Origin of the sequence: Polymorphospora sp. A560, assembly GCF_045781765.1 — a bacterium.
Classification (GTDB): domain Bacteria; phylum Actinomycetota; class Actinomycetes; order Mycobacteriales; family Micromonosporaceae; genus Polymorphospora; species Polymorphospora lycopeni.
Genome location: NZ_CP122282.1, coordinates 1 through 13,921 on the forward strand (window position 1 = coordinate 1; position 13,921 = coordinate 13,921).

Annotated in this window: 10 protein-coding genes and 2 tRNA genes; 11 read left to right on the forward strand and 1 reads right to left on the reverse strand. The window is 69.0% G+C overall.

The features are described from left to right. Positions 1–109: 109 nt before the first annotated feature. The 5 genes from dnaA (at position 110) to QCD66_RS00025 (ending at position 6,595) form a co-directional block, all read left to right on the forward strand. Positions 110–1,954 (forward strand): chromosomal replication initiator protein DnaA, encoded by a 1,845-nt coding sequence (gene dnaA, locus QCD66_RS00005; RefSeq protein WP_364213579.1) that lies wholly within the window; start codon positions 110–112, stop codon positions 1,952–1,954. Between the two features lie 866 nt (positions 1,955–2,820). Then, a complete protein-coding gene (gene dnaN, locus QCD66_RS00010) occupies positions 2,821–3,954 on the forward strand; it encodes a DNA polymerase III subunit beta (protein WP_357535162.1) in 1,134 nt (377 codons plus the stop codon). Between the two features lie 29 nt (positions 3,955–3,983). Continuing rightward, positions 3,984–4,856 carry a phosphogluconate dehydrogenase (NAD(+)-dependent, decarboxylating) gene (gene gnd, locus QCD66_RS00015; RefSeq protein ID WP_375732587.1) on the forward strand — a complete coding sequence of 291 codons (873 nt, stop codon included), beginning with the start codon at positions 3,984–3,986 and terminating at the stop codon, positions 4,854–4,856. Positions 4,857–4,863: 7 nt separating this feature from the next. Beyond that, positions 4,864–5,997, forward strand: a complete 1,134-nt coding sequence (gene recF, locus QCD66_RS00020; protein WP_375732586.1) for a DNA replication/repair protein RecF — start codon at positions 4,864–4,866, stop codon at positions 5,995–5,997. After that, positions 5,987–6,595, forward strand: a complete 609-nt coding sequence (locus tag QCD66_RS00025) for a DUF721 domain-containing protein (RefSeq protein ID WP_375732585.1) — start codon at positions 5,987–5,989, stop codon at positions 6,593–6,595. The genes recF and QCD66_RS00025 overlap by 11 nt, the downstream gene beginning before the upstream one ends. Before the next feature lie 5 nt (positions 6,596–6,600). Here the strand turns inward: QCD66_RS00025 and QCD66_RS00030 are convergent, their stop codons facing one another. After that, a complete protein-coding gene (locus QCD66_RS00030; RefSeq protein WP_375732584.1) occupies positions 6,601–7,155 on the reverse strand; it encodes a hypothetical protein in 555 nt (184 codons plus the stop codon). Positions 7,156–7,729: 574 nt separating this feature from the next. On the opposite strand from QCD66_RS00030, the gene gyrB reads away from it, so the two are divergent. From gyrB to QCD66_RS00060, 6 genes are all read left to right on the forward strand, one after another. Next, complete coding sequence (gene gyrB, locus QCD66_RS00035; protein ID WP_357535171.1) at positions 7,730–9,673, forward strand: DNA topoisomerase (ATP-hydrolyzing) subunit B; 1,944 nt, start codon at positions 7,730–7,732, stop codon at positions 9,671–9,673. 123 nt (positions 9,674–9,796) lie between these two features. Next, positions 9,797–12,319 (forward strand): DNA gyrase subunit A, encoded by a 2,523-nt coding sequence (gene gyrA, locus QCD66_RS00040; protein WP_364213178.1) that lies wholly within the window; start codon positions 9,797–9,799, stop codon positions 12,317–12,319. A 3-nt stretch (positions 12,320–12,322) separates the two neighbouring features. Continuing rightward, the gene (locus tag QCD66_RS00045; RefSeq protein WP_375732583.1) at positions 12,323–13,204 is read left to right on the forward strand and encodes a DUF3566 domain-containing protein; all 882 of its coding nucleotides are present in this window, start codon (positions 12,323–12,325) and stop codon (positions 13,202–13,204) included. A gap of 192 nt (positions 13,205–13,396) precedes the next feature. Continuing rightward, a tRNA-Ile gene (locus QCD66_RS00050) sits at positions 13,397–13,470 on the forward strand. A 38-nt stretch (positions 13,471–13,508) separates the two neighbouring features. After that, entirely contained in the window at positions 13,509–13,637 is a 129-nt protein-coding gene (locus QCD66_RS00055) for a DLW-39 family protein (protein ID WP_212824929.1), read from the forward strand. A gap of 36 nt (positions 13,638–13,673) precedes the next feature. Continuing rightward, a tRNA-Ala gene (locus QCD66_RS00060) sits at positions 13,674–13,746 on the forward strand. Positions 13,747–13,921 lie beyond the last annotated feature (175 nt).

The following is a 13,921-nucleotide window of genomic DNA, read 5'->3' on the forward strand; positions in this document are numbered from 1 at the left end:
TCACCGCACGACATCGTGCCTGGTGGCCGACCAACACCGGGCGGCCAGGTCCACAGACCAGCGGCAGCCGGTACTCAGATGCGATGGGGGTGGCGCGACGGTGACCGACATGGTCGACCTTGCCGCGGTCTGGACTGCTGCTACCGACGAACTCGCCGACGAGATCGTCTCAGCCCAGCAGCGTGCCTATCTCCGCATGACCCGGCTGCGCGCCATCGTCGAGGACACCGCCCTGCTCGCCGTACCCGACGCCTTCACCCGGGATGTCATCGAGTCGCGCCTGCGGCCCGCCATCACCGAGGCCCTGTCCCGCCGGCTCGGCCGGTCGATCCAGGTTGCCGTCACCGTACGGGCACCCGAAGACGGTCAACCGCGCACCAACGGGACGGTCTACGGCAGCGCCGCGGTGCCGGACAGTACCTCCTTCCCGGTGCAGCCCGTCCTCGCGCGCTTCCCGACCGAGCAGGTCGACCGGCCGCCACCACACGTCGAGTTGCCGATGCCGCCGAACGGTTCGGCGCAGCACCCCGGTGCCGGGTCGGGCCACCATCCCGCCGCGTCCGGCCGGCCGGACGCCGACCAGCACGCCAAGCCGCCGACCGGCACCGGCCCCGACCGCGGCGGCACACAGGACGCGCTGTTCGCGGCGCCGTACCCGCAGCCGTACGTGGAGCCCGGGCCGCCGCCCGCGGCTCCACACCTGTCCGGGCCGCCCGCCCCGCACCACGAGCGGCGCGACGCCCGGCCCGACCCGCCGGAGCGCACCTACCGCGGCGAAGCGGCCGGGCTGCGTATCGACGAGCCGACCATCCGCAATCTGGGCAGCGGGACCGACAGCGGTCCTGGCCGCGCCCAGAACCGCGACGCCGACCTGCGGCTGCCGGGCCGCGACGACCGCCGCCCGGGCGCCACGCCCGACAGCGGCGGCAACCGGCTCAACCCGAAGTACATGTTCGAGACGTTCGTCATCGGCTCGTCGAACCGGTTCGCGCACGCCGCCTCGGTCGCCGTCTCCGAATCGCCGGCCAAGGCGTACAACCCGCTGTTCATCTACGGCAGTTCGGGGCTGGGCAAGACACACCTGCTCCACGCCATCGGCCACTACGCGCAGACCCTGGGCAACGCCCGGTCGGTGCGGTACGTCTCCACCGAGGAATTCACCAACGACTTCATCAACTCACTGCGCGACGACAAGACCAGCGCCTTCCAGCGGCGCTACCGCGACGTCGACATCCTCCTGATCGACGACATCCAGTTCCTGGAGAACCGCGAACGGACGCAGGAGGAGTTCTTCCACACCTTCAACACCCTGCACAACGCCAACAAGCAGATCGTGATCACGTCCGACCGGTCGCCGCGGCAGTTGGCGACGCTGGAGGACCGGATGCGTACCCGGTTCGAATGGGGGCTGCTGGCCGACATCCAGCCGCCCGACCTGGAGACCCGTATCGCGATCCTGCAGAAGAAGGCGGCCCAGGAGCGGCTCTACGCCCCACCGGACGTGCTGGAGTTCATCGCCTCCCGGGTGTCGAACTCGATCCGTGAACTCGAGGGCGCGCTGATCCGGGTGACCGCGTTCGCCAGCCTGACCCACACCGCGGTCGAGCTGGCCCTGGCCGAAGAGGTACTACGCGACTTCATCCCCGACGGTCAGGGTCCGGAGATCACCGCCGACCAGATCATGGCGGCGACCGCCGACTACTTCGGGGTGAGCCTGGAGGACCTGCGTGGGCACTCCCGCTCCCGGGTGCTGGTCAACGCCCGTCAGGTCGCCATGTATCTGTGCCGGGAGCTGACCGAGCTGTCGCTGCCCCGGATCGGCCAGGCGTTCGGCGGCCGCGACCACACCACGGTCATGCACGCCGACCGCAAGATCCGGCAACAGATGGCCGAACGCCGGCTGCTCTACAACCAGATCGCCGAGCTGACCAACCGGATCAAGCAGAACTCCTGACACCCGGTAACCCCTGGTAGTGGATCAGTCGCTGATCCAGGTGTGGATAACCGCCGTCGGTGGAGTCCGAGCCCGAAGCGCCCCGTCCCAGCTGTGGACGGGGCGCTTCTTGTCCACCGGTTGTCCACACTGTCCACAGGTCGTTATCCACGACGGTGGACAACGCGACGACGACCAGCAGCCACTTACCCACAACCTGTGGATAACTCCTGTGGAAACGACTGTGGACGTACACGGAGGGTAAGCAACTTACCCACAGGCCAGGGCGAGCTGTGGGAAACCTGTTGAAGGATCTGGGGAAAACTAATCCCGATCTTCACTCGACGATCCACACCCTTGGGGAAAAACCTTGTGGAAACCCTGTGGATTGCCGGTGAGCAGTTGTGGACAACCGGGCAACAGTCGGGGCCTGTGGATGAAACGGCCAGTTTGAACCCTGGTTATCCCCAGGCAACCCACCGGTGGATAACGGGACTGAGCTGGGAAAACTCTAGTTCTCCACAGAATCCACAACACCGATGAAGACGATGAGAGATTTTTCTAATAGAGATCAAAACCCAATCATCAGCGTTGTGGATTCTGTGGACCGGCCGACGGCCGGCCCATCGAGAGACATCCGAACGGACGAAGCACCGGGGGCGGGCGTACGCCGTGTGGGTCGTCGCCTTAAGGTTCGGTGGGGACCCACGTGTGCCGGCCGCACCCCGACAGCACGACCGCCGACACCACCACCGCCGGTGGCCGGACAGCCGCCGACAGCGGAGCCGCTGCGAGCAACCCATCGTTGCCGGTAGCGGGACCGTTGCCGGCAGCAGCCACTGGCGGCAGCAGCTACCTTTGTCCATCAGTCGACCCGGAGGCATGGCATGAAGTTCAGAGTCGAGCGTGACGCGCTCGCCGACGCCGTGGCGTGGACGGCCAAGAGCCTGCCCAGCCGGCCGTCCGTCCCGGTTCTCGCCGGAGTGATGCTGCGGGTGACCGACGGACTCCTTCACGTGTCCGGGTTCGACTACGAGGTGTCGAGCCAGGTCACCGTCGACGTGCAGGGGGACGCCGACGGTGCCGCCCTGGTCTCCGGTCGGCTGCTCGCCGAGATCACCAAGGCGCTGCCCGCCAAGCCGGTCGACATCGCCGCGGTCGGAGCACATCTGGAACTCGTCTGCGGCAGCGCGCGGTTCACGCTGCCGACGATGCCCGTCGAGGACTACCCGGCGCTGCCGGACATGCCGGCCAGCACCGGCAGTGTCGACGCCGCCGCGTTCGCCGCCGCCGTCGCCCAGGTCGCCATCGCCGCCGGACGTGACGAGACGCTGCCGATGATGACCGGCATCCGGGTCGAGCTCAACGGTTCGACGCTGGCCATGCTCGCCACCGACCGCTACCGGCTCGCGCTGCGCGAGATGCAGTGGCGTCCCGACGACCCCGACATCAGCATCAACGCGCTCGTGCCGGCCCGCACCCTCGCCGACACCGCCAAGACGCTCGGCCCGCTCGGTGGTGAGGTGACCGTCGCCCTCGCCCAGGGATCGGCCGGCGAGGGCATGATCGGGTTCGCCGGCGGTACCCGGCGTACCACCAGCCGGCTTCTCGACGGCGCCAACTATCCGCCGGTGCGATCGCTCTTCCCCAGCTCGCACAACGCCGAGGCCAGGGTGCTCGTGGCCGCCCTCGTCGAGGTGGTCCGCCGGGTCGCCCTGGTCGCCGAGCGCACCACCCCGGTTCTGCTGAGCTTCAGCTCCGACGGCCTGGTCGTCGAGGCCGGCGGCACCGAGGAGGCGCGGGCGAGCGAGGCGATGGACGCGACCTTCACCGGCGAACCGCTGACCATCGGCTTCAACCCGCAATACCTGATCGACGGGTTGCAGAACCTCGGGTCGCCCCACGCGGTGCTCTCGTTCGTCGACGCGTTCAAGTCGGCCGTGATCTCGCCCGCCACCGAGGACGGCGAGATCATCGAGGGCTACCGCTACCTGATCATGCCGATCCGCGTCACCCGCTGATCGCGCTGAACCGGAAGGAAAGGCACAAAATGCAGCTTGGCCTCGTTGGTCTCGGCCGGATGGGCGGCAACATGCGCGAGCGTCTGCGCACGGCCGGTCACGAGGTTGTCGGCTACGACCCCAACCCCGACCTGGCCGACGTCGCCAGCCTCGCCGAAATGGTGGAGAAGCTGGCCACGCCCCGCGCAGTCTGGATCATGGTGCCGGCCGGCGTCACCGAGCAGACCGTCGACGAACTGGCCGCGCTGCTCTCCGACGGCGACATCATCATCGATGGCGGCAACTCGCGCTACAGCGACGACCTGCCGCGCTCCGAGCGGCTGAACGCGGTCGGGGTCGGCTACATCGACGTCGGCGTCTCCGGTGGGGTCTGGGGCCGGGAGAACGGCTACGCCCTTATGGTCGGCGGCTCCGAGGAGCACGTCGAACGGCTCATGCCGATCTTCGAGTCGCTGAAGCCGGCGGGCGAGTTCGGCTTTGTCCACGCCGGTCCGGTCGGCGCCGGCCACTACGCCAAGATGGTGCACAACGGCATCGAGTACGGGCTCATGCACGCGTACGCCGAGGGCTACGAGCTGCTGTGCAAGTCGGAACTGGTGACCAACGTCCCCGGCGTGTTCAAGTCGTGGCGGGAGGGCACCGTCGTGCGTTCCTGGCTGCTCGACCTGCTCGACATCGCGCTCGAGGAGGACCCGGAGCTGACCAGCCTGCGCGGCTACGCCGACGACACCGGCGAGGGCCGGTGGACGGTCGAGGAGGCGATCCGGCTGGCGGTGCCGATGAACGTCATCGCCGCCTCGCTGTTCGCCCGGTTCGCCTCCCGGCAGGACGACTCGCCCGCGATGAAGGCGATCGCCGCGCTGCGCCAGCAGTTCGGCGGTCACGCGATCCACAAGAACTGACCGACGCATGCATGTCCGCCGGCTCGAACTGGTCGACTTCCGCTCGTACGAGCGGGTCGTGGTCGACCTCGAGTCGGGGGTCAGCGTGCTCGTCGGGCCGAACGGGGTCGGCAAGACGAACCTCGTCGAGGCGTTGGGTTATGTGGCGACCCTGGGCAGCCACCGGGTCGCCACCGACGCCCCACTGGTCCGGATGGGGGCCGGCGCGGCGGTGATCCGCTGCGAGATCGTGCACGGCGGGCGTGAACTGCTCGTCGAACTGGAGATCGTGCCGGGCAAGGCCAACCGGGCCCGGCTGGGCCGGTCACCCGTACGCCGGTCGAGGGACATCCTCGGCGCGCTCCGGCTGGTGCTGTTCGCACCCGAGGACCTCGAACTGGTCCGGGGCGATCCGGCCGAACGGCGGAGCTACCTCGACGACCTGCTGGTCGCCCGGCTGCCCCGCTTCGCGGGCGTACGGGCCGACTACGAACGGGTTGTCAAGCAGCGCAACGCCCTGCTGCGCAGCGCCTACCTGGCCCGCAAGACCGGCGGCACCCGAGGCGGTGACCTCTCGACACTCGACGTGTGGGACGCCCACCTCGCCCGGCACGGCGCCGAGTTGCTGGCCGGCCGGCTCGCCCTGGTCGCCGCGCTGGCCCCGCATGTGACCAAGGCGTACGACGCCGTCGCGGCCGGTCGGGGGGCGGCCGGTATCACCTACCGCTCCACGCTCGAGACCGCCGAGACCGCCCCGGGCCGGGCCGAGCTGGAGGCGGGGCTCGCCGCTGCGCTGGCCGCCGCCCGGCAGTCGGAGGTCGACCGGGGCATGACGCTGGTCGGCCCGCACCGCGACGACCTCGCACTGACGCTCGGCCCGATGCCCGCCAAGGGCTACGCCAGCCACGGTGAATCCTGGTCGTACGCGCTCGCGCTGCGCCTGGCCGCGTACGACCTGCTCCGGGCCGACGGGATCGAACCGGTGCTCGTGCTCGACGACGTCTTCGCCGAACTGGACAGCGGCCGGCGGGAGCGGCTCGCCGAACTGGTCGGCTCCGCTACCCAGATGCTGGTCACCTGCGCCGTCGCCGAAGACGTACCGGAGGCGTTGCGCGGTGCCCGGTTCACGGTGACCGAGGGCGCGGTGGCCCGTGCCGACTGACTCCGGGCGCGAGCCGCCGGCCCGACCTGCCGACCAGCCGGCGGCCGCGGGGACGGGCGGCGAGGCGGCGCAACCCAGCGGCCCGGAGCTGGCCCGCGCGGTGCTCGACGCCGCCAAGGCCCGACGGGAGGCCGCCCGTCCGCGTCGACGTACCGGCGGCGACCGGGACCGGGACGGCGGTGACGGGACCGACGGCCAGCCGCGACGGCGGCTGCGGGGCTATTCCGGCCCCGGCCCCGATCCGCGCGACCCGCAATTGTTCGGTGACGTGCTGGCCCGGCTGGTCAAGGCGCGGGGCTGGCAGCAGCCGGCCGCCGAGGCGACCGTCTTCGGGGCCTGGGAACGGGTCGTCGGGCCGGACGTGGCCAAGCACAGCCGGCCGGTCAAGCTCGAGGACGGCGAACTGACCGTGGAGGCGGAGTCGACCGCGTGGGCGACCCAGCTCCGGCTGCTCGCCGCCTCGCTGCTGCGCCGGATCGCCGCCGAGGTCGGCCACAACGTGGTGCGCAAGCTCCACATCCACGGCCCGGCGGCGCCGTCGTGGTCACGCGGGCCGCGCCGGGTGCGCGGTCGTGGTCCCCGCGACACGTACGGCTGACCGGGTCAGAAGTCGGCGTAGACGGCGAAGCCCTGGTCGGCGCAGCGGCGGTAGAAGCGGGTCAGGACCACCAGCTCCGTGTGCGGGAAGCTCCACTGCGGCACCTGGCCGGTGTCGTCGCGCAGGCCGTCGAGGCGGGCGTCGAGCCACCGCAGTTGCTGTTCGGCGAGGCGCCCGGCCGAGATGGCCGCCCGGAGCACCGCCCCGACGGTGCCGAAGGTGACCAGGTCGCCGTACGCCCGGTGCGCCTCGACGAACCGCTCCAGGCCGCCGGCGATCCAGGCGCAGCCGTCGGGGTCGATCACCGGGTCCTCGTCCTCGGCGGAGGCGTCTGTGGCGTACAGCACACCCTGCAGTCCGAGGAGCAGGTCGACCAGTTCGGTGTACGGGGTGGCGTGGACCGCTCCGGTCTTGGCGATGTGCCCGGCGAGCGTGGCGGTCGGTGCCGGGATCCGTGGCGCGTCGACCAGTTCACCGAACTCGGGGAACCCCGCCGGGCCGACCGGTTCGTAGAACGAGCCGGTCCGGGGCCACTGTACGGCGACGTTGTCCAGCCCCATCGGGCTCCACCTCTCCTGGTCACGGTCCTGTCGGGTCGGCCGCGGCGGTCCGCCGACCGGCTCGCGGCCGTCGTACGGGCGGTCCGGCCGGCGGCCGAAACCGCCCGTCCGGCACGGCGCCGCCAAATTACGACACCTGACCCGATTACGCGACCCCCGTACGCCGCGTGTCGCGGTCGCCGGAGCCGGCGCGGGTCCGAAACCGAAGCCTTGATCGCACCGTGGCGTGTGGGGGGAGTCGCGGACAGAGAGGTTCGGCCGGCTATGAACGTCTGAGGCGCCTTCGCGGGTGCCGCGTACCCGTTTGGTCGCCCGGGCACAGTAGGATTCAGTTGGAGACGAGGAACATCGTGACACGACGGCCCGGGCTGCTTGTTCTGCCCGGGTTGCCGACACGAGTCCCAGCCGATCGCGATCCGCGGGAGTCCGCGGCGACCGGTGTGTCCGGCCCTCTGGCGATCCGTCGTTCCCCGACCGCGATCGTGGTGTCGGCCGCGCGCCTGCCGTCGTAATGCCCGCCGAACCCCGTGTCCCCCGGAGCCGCAGTCCGGGTGGTGCGAGAAAGTGGCCGAGGGTGTCAGCGCAGAAGAAGCAGGAGTACGGCGCCGATTCAATCACCGTGCTGGAGGGCTTGGAGGCGGTCCGCAAGCGACCCGGTATGTATATCGGGTCGACCGGTGAGCGTGGTCTGCACCACCTTGTCTGGGAGGTCGTGGACAACGCGGTCGACGAGGCGCTCGCCGGTCACTGCGACACGATCGACGTGGTGCTGCTCGCCGACGGCGGTGTGCGCGTGGTCGACAACGGCCGTGGCTTCCCGGTCGACCTCCACCCGAAGCTGAAGAAGCCGGGTGTCGAGGTCGCGCTGACCGTGCTGCACGCCGGCGGAAAGTTCGACGGCAAGGCGTACGCGGTCTCCGGCGGTCTGCACGGCGTCGGTGTCTCGGTGGTCAACGCGCTGTCCGTACGGATGTTCGTCGAGATCCACAAGTCCGGCCACGTGTGGCGGCAGCACTACACCAACTCGGTGCCCTCGCCGCTGGAGAAGGGCGAGACCACCGACCAGACCGGTTCCTCGGTGTCGTTCTGGCCCGACCCGGACGTCTTCGAGACGGTCGACTTCAACTTCGAGACGATCTACCGGCGGCTCCAGGAGATGGCCTTCCTGAACCGTGGGCTGACCATCCGGCTGCGCGACGAACGGGTGCAGGAGGAGGACGGCAACGCCCGCGAGGTGACCTTCCTCTACAGGGGCGGTATCGCCGACTTCGTCCGGCACCTCAACAACACCAAGAGCCCCATCCACAAGAGCGTGATCGAGTTCGGGGCGGAAGAGGAAGGCATGGCGGTGGAGATCGCCATGCAGTGGAACGAGTCGTACGGCGAGTCGGTCTACACCTTCGCCAACACCATCAACACCCACGAGGGCGGCACCCACGAGGAGGGCTTCCGGGCCGCGCTGACCACCGTGGTCAACCGGTACGGCGCGGACAAGAAGCTGCTCAAGGGCGACGAGAAGCTCACCGGCGAGGACATCCGCGAAGGGCTCGCCGCGATCATCTCGGTGAAGCTGGCCAACCCCCAGTTCGAGGGCCAGACGAAGACCAAGCTCGGCAACACCCCGGTCAAGAGCTTCGTGCAGCGGGTCTGCAACGAGTGGCTGGTCGACTGGTTCGACCGCAACCCGGCCGAGGTCAAGCAGATCATCACCAAGGCGACGCAGGCTTCCCGGGCCCGGATCGCGGCGCAGCAGGCGCGCAAGCTGGCCCGGCGCAAGTCGCTGCTGGAGTCGGGTTCGATGCCGGGCAAGCTCGCCGACTGCCAGTCGACCGATCCGCGTGAATCCGAGGTGTTCATCGTCGAGGGCGACTCGGCCGGTGGTTCGGCGAAGCAGGGCCGCGACCCGCGTACGCAGGCGATCCTGCCGATCCGCGGCAAGATCCTCAACGTGGAGAAGGCCCGGATCGACCGGGTGCTGAAGAACAACGAGGTGCAGGCGCTGATCACCGCGCTCGGCACCGGCATCCACGACGACTTCGACATCGAGAAGCTGCGCTACCACAAGATCGTGCTGATGGCGGACGCCGATGTCGACGGCCAGCACATCCAGACGCTGCTGCTCACCCTGCTCTTCCGCTTCATGCGTCCACTGGTCGAGTTGGGGCACGTCTACCTGGCCGCCCCGCCGCTTTACAAGATCAAGTGGAACAAGAAGGGCGACGACGCGCAGTACGCCTACTCCGACCGGGAGCGCGACGGGCTGATCGCGCTGCGCCAGCAGAAGAAGCCGAACGCCAGGCCCGACGACATCCAGCGGTTCAAGGGTCTGGGCGAGATGAACTACCCGGAGCTGTGGGAGACCACGATGAACCCGGCGACGCGTACGCTGCGTCAGGTCACTCTCGACGACGCGGCGACCGCCGACGAGTTGTTCAGCGTTCTGATGGGTGAGGACGTCGAGGCTCGCCGTTCCTTCATCCAGCGCAACGCCAAGGACGTTCGGTTCCTGGACATCTAGGTGAATCAGTGGTGGCCGGAACATTGACCACCGCGCTGAGTCACCGAGTTATCCACAGCTTCGACGGTTTCCACAGCCGTTATCCACAGCGATATGCGGCTTTAAGTCTGATAAGGGTTGACTGTGACGGATAATCCCGAGTCCTTCGAGAGCGAGCCGGAGGGCGCTCCGGCCGCCGCCGGTGGTGCGATCGTCCACGACCGCATCGAACCGGTCGGCCTCGAGATCGAGATGCAGCGCTCGTACCTCGACTACGCGATGAGCGTCATCGTGGGCCGGGCGCTGCCGGACGTGCGCGACGGCCTCAAGCCCGTCCACCGCAAGATCCTCTACGCCATGTTCGACTCCGGCTACCGGCCGGACCGTGGCTACGTGAAGTGCGCGCGCGTCGTCGGCGACGTCATGGGCAACTACCACCCGCACGGTGACGCGTCGATCTACGACGCCCTGGTGCGGATGGCCCAGCCCTGGTCGTTGCGCTACCCGCTGATCGACGGCAACGGCAACTTCGGCTCGCCCGGCAACGACCCGGCCGCGGCCATGCGTTACACCGAGTCGAAGCTGTCCCCGCTCGCGATGGAGCTGCTCCGCGACATCGACGAGGACACCGTCGACTTCCAGGACAACTACGACGGCCGGGCCAAAGAGCCGACCATCCTGCCAGCCCGGATCCCCAACCTGCTGATCAACGGCTCCGAGGGCATCGCGGTCGGCATGGCGACCAAGATCCCGCCGCACAACCTGCGGGAGATCGCCGCCGCCGTCCAGTGGTGCCTGGAGCACCCGGAGGCCGACGAGCCGACCACCCTCGACGCGCTCATCGAGATCGTCAAGGGCCCCGACTTCCCGACGTACGGCCTGATCGTCGGCACCCAGGCGATCCAGGACGCCTACCGCACCGGGCGCGGTTCGATCAGGATGCGCGCCGTCGTGGAGGTCGAGGAGGACAAGCGGGGCCGGACCAGCCTCGTCGTCACCGAGCTGCCCTACCAGGTCAACCCGGACAACCTCGCCGAACGGATCGCCGAGCTGATCAAGGAGGGCAAGCTCGCCGGCATCGCCGACATCCGCGAGGAGTCCTCCGGTCGTACCGGCATGCGCCTGGTGCTGGTGCTCAAGCGCGACGCGGTCGCCAAGGTGGTGCTCAACAACCTCTACAAGCACACCCAACTCCAGGAGACGTTCGGCGCCAACATGCTGGCGCTGGTCGACGGCGTACCACGCACCCTCAACCTGGCCCAGTTCATCCGCCACTACGTCGACCACCAGATCGACGTGATCCGGCGCCGGACCGCCTACCGGCTGCGCAAGGCCGAGGAGCGGGCCCACATCCTGCGCGGCCTGGTCAAGGCGCTCGACGCGCTCGACGAGGTGATCGCCCTCATCCGGCGGTCGCCGACGGTGGAGGACGCCCGGCAGGGCCTCATCCAGCTTCTCGACATCGACGAGATCCAGGCCACGGCGATTCTCGACATGCAGCTTCGCCGGCTGGCCGCGCTGGAACGCCAGAAGATCCTCGACGACCTGGCCAAGCTCGAACTCGAGATCCTCGACCTCAAGGACATCCTGGCCAAGCCCGAACGGCAGCGGAAGATCGTCTCGGAGGAACTCGGCGAGATCGTCGCCAAGTGGGGCGACGAGCGGCGTACCAAGATCCTGCCGTTCGACGGCGAGGTCTCGATGGAAGACCTGATCGCCCGCGAGGACGTCGTCGTCACCATCACCCGGACCGGCTACGCCAAGCGCACCAAGGTCGACCTCTACCGCTCGCAGCGGCGCGGCGGCAAGGGTGTGAGCGGCGCCACGCTGCGGCAGGACGACATCGTCAGCCACTTCTTCGTCTGCTCGACCCACGACTGGATCCTTTTCTTCACCAACAAGGGGCGGGTCTACCGCGCCAAGGCGTACGAACTGCCCGAGGCCAGCCGTACCGCCAAGGGCCAGCACGTGGCCAACCTGCTCGCGTTCCAGCCCGACGAGCAGATCGCGCAGATCATCGAGATCCCGAACTACCAGGTCGCGCCCTACCTGGTGCTCGCCACCAAGAACGGCCTGGTCAAGAAGACCCGGCTGGAGGAGTTCGACTCCAACCGCAGCGGCGGCATCATCGGCATCAACCTGCGTGACGAGGACGAACTCGTCGGCGCCGCCCTGGTCGCCGCCGAGGACGACCTGCTGTTGGTGTCGAAGCAGGCTCAGGCGATCCGGTTCAACGCCACCGACGAGGCGCTGCGGCCGATGGGCCGGGCGACCTCCGGGGTGATCGGTATGCGGTTCACCGATGACGACGTACTCCTCGCGATGGAGGTCGTTCGCGAGGGAATGGATGTTTTGGTGGCCACGAACGGCGGGTACGCCAAGCGGACGCCGATCGAGGAATATCCCGTCCAGGGACGGGGTGGCAAGGGTGTGCTGACCGCGAAGATCACCGAACGCCGGGGCGGGCTGGTCGGAGCGGTTGTGATCAGTCCGGATGACGAGTTGTTCGCGATCACGAGCAACGGCGGGGTCATCCGGACTCCGGTGAAGCCTGTACGGCGAACGCGGGATCGGAACACAATGGGGGTCAAGCTGATGGACCTGCCAGAAGGCGTAACCATCGTGGCCATCGCTCGCAACGCCGACGAGCCTGACGAACAGGACTAGTTGATGACGGAGACACAGGCGAAGTCGGGGACTGCGGGGGCCCCGACGACCCCGGTCGATGAGGAAGCCGCGAAGAGCGGCGCACCAGCGACCGGTCGCGCGGCCGTTGGTCGGGCGACAGTCCCCGGCGATACACCGTCACCCAAGTTCACGCGGGCTCCCGGGATGGCGCCGCCGCCCGACCAGCCCGCGGACCAGGGCAACGGCACGGCGCCGCCCAACGACGGCGCCGGCCAGGGCCACGTCGTGATGACAAAGGCTCCCGGAGACGCGGGCGGCGACGGGGCCCGGGGCAACCAGGCCGCAACCGCCACCCGTCCGGGCGCCGCCGGGCAGGGGCGCCTGGCCGCCGGCGGCACCACGATCCGCCCCTCCGGCGTCGGCGCCGCGCCCGGTTCGACAGGCCAGCCCACGGCCGGAGGCAACGGTGCCGGTGGCCCGGGAGCGGTCGGCGCGGCCCGGGTGACCGAAGCCGTACGCGCCGCCCGCAACACGGTCAGCTCCGCCGCGTCGCGCGGCCCCCGGCGGGCCCGGCTGAACGTCAAGCGGATCGACCCGTGGTCGGTGATGAAGTTCTCGTTCGCTGTCTCGCTGGTGCTGTTCATCGTGGTGATCGTGGCGACGTCGGTGCTATACCTGGCGCTCGACGCGATGGGCGTCTTCGAGACGGTCAACACCAGCCTCGGTGAGCTGATCAGCGCCGGCGGTGGCCAGGACAGCGGCGGCTTCCAGATCACCGCCAAGGGCGTCATCGGCACCTCCGCCCTGATCGGCCTGGTCAACGTGGTGCTCTTCACCGCTCTGGCCACCCTGGGCGCCTTCGTCTACAACGTCTGCGCCGACCTGGTCGGCGGCGTCGAACTCACCCTCGCCGAGCGCGACTGAGGCTCGGAAAAGACCCGGACGCCGGGGCGCCGCGAAACGCGGTTGCCCCGGCGTTGCGCATCCGCCTACGGTTACGGCAGGTCGGCGGCCATCCGGAACGGACGGCAGGCGGCCCGGTTCGACCCCGGCGTGACACCCACCCCCCGATTGGAAAGAAGCGCCGGCGGTGCGGTAACCTTGCTCGTCGCACGGGGGGCTATAGCTCAGTCGGTTAGAGCGCAGAGCTGATAACTCTGAGGTCGCTGGTTCGATTCCAGCTAGCCCCACTCCACATCCGGTCCGACAGCAGTCAAGGGGTCTCCCCATGTTGAAGAAGATCCTGATCGTAGTCGGCGTCATCGGCGTCGCGGCCTTCGTTGCGAAGAAGGTCAAGGACGCCAACGACGAGCGCGCCCTGTGGCACGAGGCCACCACCGCGCCTGATCTTCGCTGAGGTTCGACCCGATCTGGCGGCTCCCGCCGCCGCTGCGGGGCCGTAGCTCAACTGGCAGAGCACTGCCTTTGCAAGGCAGGGGTTAGGGGTTCGAGTCCCCTCGGCTCCACTCGATACCACGCCTGACCTGCGCCGCAGCGGTACCCAAGGTCATCCGGCACAGAATCGGCACGACCCAGATCTGATCTTGGTTACGGGGTTGGGGCGAAGCGATGAGCTGCCGAACGCGGAACCGAGCCGCCCCCGTCGACGATCGTGCTTCGGCCACCAGTGCGCGTAGGTTT